This window comes from Actinomadura logoneensis (assembly GCF_003428695.1).
GTDB classification, from domain to species: Bacteria; Actinomycetota; Actinomycetes; order Streptosporangiales; family Streptosporangiaceae; genus Spirillospora; species Spirillospora logoneensis.
On record NZ_QURH01000173.1, the window covers coordinates 1 to 4,512 of the forward strand.

Genomic DNA, 4,512 nt, shown 5'->3' on the forward strand with positions numbered 1-4,512 from the left:
GCGCGGCGAGCCCGCGCCCGTCGTCGAGCAGGCCGCGCGCACGGCCCCCGCACGTCCCGAGCCCGCCCCCTCCCGGGTGCACGCGGGCGAGTCCGGCAGCGCCCCCGCGCCGTCCCGCAACCGGCGGGTCGTGTTCGAGGAGGACGAGGACGACCTCGACGTTCCCGACTTCCTGAAGTGACCTCCCCCTCAGTGATCACCGAAACCCCCCTCGGCGCCGGGATCGGCGCCGCGTTCACCGACCGCGCGGGCGGCGTCAGCACGGCGCCCTTCACGGCCCTGAACCTCGGCGGCGCGGTCGGCGACGACCCGGCCGCCGTGCGCACCAACCGCGAGCGCGCCGCCGCCGCCCTCGGCGTCGACCCCGGCCGCACCGTCTGGATGCGGCAGGTGCACGGCGCGGACGTCGCGTTCGTCAGCTCACCCGCAGGGCTGGACGGCGCCGTGGACGGCGTCGTCACCACGGTCCCCGGCCTGGTGCTCGCCGTCCTGGTCGCCGACTGCGCCCCGGTGCTGCTGGCCGACCCGGTCGCGGGCGTGGTCGGCGCGGCGCACTCCGGACGCCCCGGCACCCTGGCCGGGGTCGTCCCCGCGGTGGTCGCGCGGATGCGCGAGCACGGCGCCGAGCCCGCCCGGATCACGGCCGCGATCGGGCCCGCCGCCTGCGGCTCCTGCTACGAGGTGCCGGCGGAGATGCGGGACGGGGTCGCCGCCCGGGTGCCCGCCGCGTACGCCACCACCCGCGCCGGCACGCCCGGCCTCGACCTGCGCGCCGGGATCGTCGAGCAGCTCGCCGCCCTCGGCGTGACCGGTGTCCGGGTCGACCCGCGCTGCACCATCGAGACCCCCGACCTCTTCTCCTACCGGCGGGAGGGCCGCACCGGCCGCTTCGCCGGGTTCGTATGGCTGAAGGACGACGACAGCGATGACCCCGACGACCTCTAGCGATCCGGCGGCCCGGCGGGCGGAGCTGGCGGCCAACCTCGCGGAGGTGCGGGAGCGGATCGCCGCCGCCTGCGCCGCCGCGGGCCGGGACCCCGGCGACGTGACGCTCGTCGCGGTGACCAAGACGTTCCCCGCGTCCGACGTGCGGCTGCTGGCCGGACTCGGCCTCGCCCAGGTCGCCGAGAACCGCGACCAGGAGGCCGCCCCCAAGGCGGCCGAGTGCGCCGATCTCGACCTGACCTGGCACTTCGTCGGGCAGTTGCAGACCAACAAGGCCAAGTCGGTGGCGTCCTACGCGGGCGTCGTCCAGTCGGTCGACCGGCCGCGGCTGGTCCGGGCGCTCGCCCAGGCCGCCGGGGCCGCGGACCGGACGGTGCGCTGCCTGGTGCAGGTCTCGCTGGACGAGGGGGAGGGGCGCGGCGGCGCGGACCCGGCCGACGTGCCGTCCCTCGCCGACGCGATCGCCGCGGCGGACGGCCTGGAGCTCGGCGGGGTGATGGCCGTCGCCCCGCTCGGAGCGGACCCGCGGCCCGCCTTCGAACGGCTGGCGCGGGTGGCAAATGAGGTGCGACTGTCACACCCGGGTGCCACGATCATGTCGGCGGGGATGAGCGGTGACCTCGAGTCGGCGATCGCGTGTGGCGCGACACACGTGCGTGTCGGTACGGCGTTGCTCGGCGGCCGGAGCGCAATCGTCAGGTAATGTCCCCCCAGTGGCGGCCGTCCCGACGGCGGTTTCCACAGGCAGGCGGAAGAGTCCGACGGCGGCGCCAGGCCCGGCAGGGGGCGCCGGTGCCGCGGCCACAGGACGACGGAGGGGCGTATGGCCAGCGCGATGCGCAAGATGGCGGTCTACCTCGGCCTTGTGGAGGACGACCGCTACGACGAGAAGTTCAGCAAGTACGACAAGTACGACGACTACGACGAGTACGAGGTCTACGACGACGAGAACGACCCGGTCCCGGGTCGGCGCGGCGGCCACCGCGAGGACGAGGCGGGCGTTCAGCCTACCCGAGCCGACGACGTGGCGGACCGTGAACGCGATCTCGTCGCGGCGGCCCCGGACCGGCGGTCCGTGGCGCTCTACGAGTCCTCCGCTACCACCGACCTCGCGCGCATCACTACGCTGCACCCCAGGACCTACAACGAAGCCAGGACCATCGGGGAGCACTTCCGTGAGGGCACGCCGGTCATCATGAACCTGACCGAGATGGTCGACAGTGACGCCAAGCGCCTGGTCGACTTCGCGGCAGGTCTGGTGTTCGGCCTGCACGGCAGCATCGAGCGTGTTACGAACAAGGTGTTCCTCCTGTCACCCGCCAACGTGGAGGTGACGGCGGAGGACAAGGCCCGGATGGCGGAACGAGGGTTCTTCAACCAGAGCTGACAGCCGAGACCGAGAGAGCGTTCGTGCATATCGTTGGACTGATCCTGCAATACGTCCTGTACCTGTTCCTCCTGTTCCTCATCGGGAGGCTGGTCCTCGAAGTCCTGCGGTCGTTCGCCCGGGAGTGGCGGCCGACGGGGGTGGTCCTGGTCATCGCCGAGACCGTCTACACCGTCACCGATCCGCCACTGAAGCTTCTCCGGCGTTTCATCCCACCCATACGGCTGGGTAACGTGGCACTGGACCTCAGCTTCACATTCCTCTTCTTTGTGGTCTGGGTCTTGATCATCTTCGTGCAGATGCTCTGATCAGATACCGTCCTTATCCGGACAGGACTCCAAGCGCGCCAAGGAGACGAGCATGCCGCTGACACCCGCCGACGTGCGGAACAAGCAGTTCAGTACCACCAGGCTCAGGCCGGGGTACGACGAGGAGGAGGTGGACGCGTTCCTCGACGAGGTCGAGGCCGAGCTCGACCGCCTCATCCAGGAGAACGAGGAGCTGCGCGCCAAGCTCGCCGAGTGCCTGCGCGGCAAGGTTCCGGCCATGGCCGCCCCCATCGTCGAGCCCAAGCCGGACGTCACCAAGATCCCCGAGCCGCCGCGGCCCGAGCCGCAGCCCGAGCCCGAGCCGGCGCAGCTCGGCGGCGGGCAGCTCGGCGGCGGGCAGCTGGGCGGCGGGCAGCTCGGCGGCGGTCAGCTGGGCGGTCAGCTCGGTGGCGGCCTCGGCATGGGCCAGCCGTCCGGCGAAGACAACATGGACGCTCGGCGGCGGTCAGCTGGGCGGTCAGCTCGGTGGCGGCCTCGGCATGGGCCAGCCGTCCGGCGAAGACAACATGGACACCGCGGCCCGCGTCCTGGCGCTCGCCCAGCAGACCGCCGACCAGGCCATCGCCGACGCCCGCCGGGAGGCCGACGAGACGCTCGGCCGCGCCCGCCGCGAGGCCGAGGAGATCCTCGGCAAGGCCCGCCGCCAGGCCGACCAGATCGTCTCCGAGGCGCGCTCCCGCGCCGAGGCCCTGGACCGCGACGCCCAGGAGCGGCACCGCCAGGTCATGGGCTCGCTGGTGCAGCAGCGCGAGGAGCTCGAGCGCGAGGTCGACAACCTGCGCGCCTTCGAGCGCGAGTACCGCAGCCGGCTGAAGGTCTACCTGGAGGGCCAGCTGCGCGACCTGGAGGCCGGGTCCGCCGAGGCCGGCGCCTTCCCGTCCCCGTCCGTCGGCGCGGCGCAGACCGGCCCGCAGCCGATCGCGGCCCCCGCCGACCAGCGCAACGGCGCGTCCTCCCAGCCCGGGACCTCCCCCTTCGGCTCCCCCGAGACCTCCCAGCACAACCAGCAGGTGCAGCACTCGGCGACCGGCGCCTTCCACACCGGCGACAACCCGCCGCACGAGAGGCGCTGACGCCCGCCCCGCAGGCGATAGTGTCTTGTCGATCGCCGCGCCGCGGATGGCCGTGGGCCATCCCGGCGGCATCGGCGTATCCGGGCACATCGTCGGTGTCCGCCGGGCCTGACACGGCCCCGGGCGCGGACCGTAGGGAGAGAGAGACCCTGTGATCATCCTGAGCGGCGTTCTCGTGGTGGTGGCGATCGCCCTGCTCGTGGCGGGCATCGTCGCGGGCAACAGTGACAGCGCGCAGCTGTTCGGTGTGGACGCCCTCGTGGTGACCTACACGTCCATCGCGGTCAGCCTCGTGTCGGCGCTCTGCCTGCTCGTCGGGGTGTTCCTCCGGCGCAAGGAGATCTTCGGGGGCGGTGCCGCGGCGTCCCCCCGCCGCGACCGCAAGGCCGCGAAGGCCGGCAAGGCCCGCAGGGGCGGCACGGCCGCCCAGCCCACCGCGCCGGGAGTCCCCCAGTCGGGCGGCGACGGCGACCCGGAGGGCGAGGTCGTGATCCCGCTCCAGCCCGCGGACGTCCCGGACGACGCGATCGTCCATGTCGTGCGCGGCCGCAAGCGCTACCACCTGGACACCTGCCGCCAGCTGGCGGGCCGCGAGACCGAGGAACTGACCTACGCCGAGGCGCGAGAGGAGGGGTTCAGCCCCTGCACCGCCTGCCTCCCCGACACCGCGCTCGCCGCGCGCGCCGCCATCTCCGTCGGCGCCCCGGCCACGTCCGGCGAGTCCGGCGCCGAGCAGGGCGACGCGCCGTCCGGCGGCCCCTCCGGCCCCGCGGCGTCC

The 4,512-nt window shown here is 73.5% G+C and carries 5 protein-coding genes and 2 pseudogenes; all 7 read left to right on the forward strand.

Going from position 1 to position 4,512, the window contains the following annotated elements:
- Positions 1–181 (forward strand): annotated as a pseudogene (locus tag DZF91_RS08905) (cell division protein FtsZ); the annotation flags it as partial.
- A gap of 11 nt (positions 182–192) precedes the next feature.
- Positions 193–945: a peptidoglycan editing factor PgeF gene (gene pgeF / locus DZF91_RS08910; RefSeq protein ID WP_117356998.1), complete on the forward strand. Its 753-nt coding sequence runs from the start codon at positions 193–195 to the stop codon at positions 943–945.
- Positions 926–1,648, forward strand: a complete 723-nt coding sequence (locus DZF91_RS08915; RefSeq protein ID WP_117356999.1) for a YggS family pyridoxal phosphate-dependent enzyme — start codon at positions 926–928, stop codon at positions 1,646–1,648. The genes pgeF and DZF91_RS08915 overlap by 20 nt, the downstream gene beginning before the upstream one ends.
- Positions 1,649–1,768: 120 nt before the next feature.
- The gene (locus tag DZF91_RS08920) at positions 1,769–2,332 is read left to right on the forward strand and encodes a cell division protein SepF (protein WP_117357000.1); all 564 of its coding nucleotides are present in this window, start codon (positions 1,769–1,771) and stop codon (positions 2,330–2,332) included.
- A 23-nt stretch (positions 2,333–2,355) separates the two neighbouring features.
- Positions 2,356–2,640, forward strand: a complete 285-nt coding sequence (locus tag DZF91_RS08925) for a YggT family protein (protein ID WP_117357001.1) — start codon at positions 2,356–2,358, stop codon at positions 2,638–2,640.
- 73 nt (positions 2,641–2,713) lie between these two features.
- Positions 2,714–3,731, forward strand: a pseudogene (locus tag DZF91_RS08930) (DivIVA domain-containing protein); the annotation flags it as partial.
- 154 nt (positions 3,732–3,885) lie between these two features.
- A partial coding sequence (locus DZF91_RS08935) for a hypothetical protein (RefSeq protein ID WP_117357002.1) occupies positions 3,886–4,512 on the forward strand: 627 nt, incomplete at its 3' end.